This is a genomic window from Kitasatospora sp. MBT63, from assembly GCF_000710465.2.
In the GTDB taxonomy this organism is placed as follows: domain Bacteria; phylum Actinomycetota; class Actinomycetes; order Streptomycetales; family Streptomycetaceae; genus Kitasatospora.
In genome coordinates this window covers 1-878 of sequence record NZ_JAIZ01000709.1, presented here as the reverse complement: position 1 = coordinate 878, position 878 = coordinate 1, and the positions used below count along the sequence as shown (strand labels likewise).

General features: G+C 69.4%; 2 protein-coding genes. One reads left to right on the top strand and one right to left on the bottom strand.

All coding sequences use genetic code 11. The features are described from left to right. A partial coding sequence (locus AA75_RS37025) for a TetR/AcrR family transcriptional regulator (RefSeq protein WP_033824813.1) occupies positions 1-470 on the bottom strand: 470 nt, incomplete at its 3' end. Positions 471-598: 128 nt separating this feature from the next. Between AA75_RS37025 and AA75_RS48510 the strand changes: the two genes are divergently transcribed. After that, positions 599-878: DsbA family protein (locus tag AA75_RS48510; RefSeq protein WP_033824811.1), on the top strand; the 280-nt coding region annotated here is incomplete at its 3' end.

Sequence of the window (878 nt, the reverse complement as noted above, 5' to 3'; positions counted from 1 at the left end):
GCGGCCTCGGCCGGGCTGATCGTGGGCGCGAGCTCGCCGCTCAGCCGGGCCCGGTCGAGCTGGGCCGCGAACGTCTCCTCGGCCTTGCGCAGGCTGCGCCGCGCGAGCTCGGCGACCTCCTGGTCGTTCGGCAGCAGCTCCGCGATGCTGTTGACGCTGAAGCATCCCGAGCCGCTGCAGAACGAGTCGGTCTGCAGCAGCCGCTCGAACAGCCGGCGCAGCTGCGGGAGGGCGGGGCTGCGGTCGTCGAAGGACGAGGCGAGGAGTTCGTCCTGGCGGCCGAGGTAGCGGCCGAGGGCCAGCAGGAACAGCCGGTGCTTGTCGCCGAACGCGGCATAGATCGATCCCCGGCCCAGCCCCAGCTCGTCCACCAGGTCGTTCATGGTGGTGGCCTCGTAGCCCTTGCGCCAGAACAGGAGCATCGCCCGGTCCAGGATCGCCTCTTCGTCGAACGTGCGCGGTCGTCCCATGGGACCAACGCTACCCAACGCGGCGGCCGGAAGCAGCAAGTATTTGACCTGACGTTCCAGAATCGCTAAGTTCTGGAACGTAAGGTCCAATACTCCCCGCCGTCGGGACCCGTCAGGAGCTGTGAGTCGTGAAGGTCGAGATCTACTCGGATGTCGTGTGCCCGTGGTGCTACATCGGCAAGCGCCGGTTCGAGAAGGCCCTGGCGGCGTTCCCCGGAGCGGCGGACGTCGAGGTGGTCTTCCGCCCGTTCCAGCTCAACCCCGACGCCTCCGCGGCCGGCGAGCCGTCCGCCCGGGTCTACGAGCGCAAGTTCGGCCGGCCGGCGCAGAGCATCTTCGCCCCGCTGACCGAGGCCGCGGCCGCCGAGGGCATCACCTTCCGGATGGACGACGCGGTGGCCACCAACA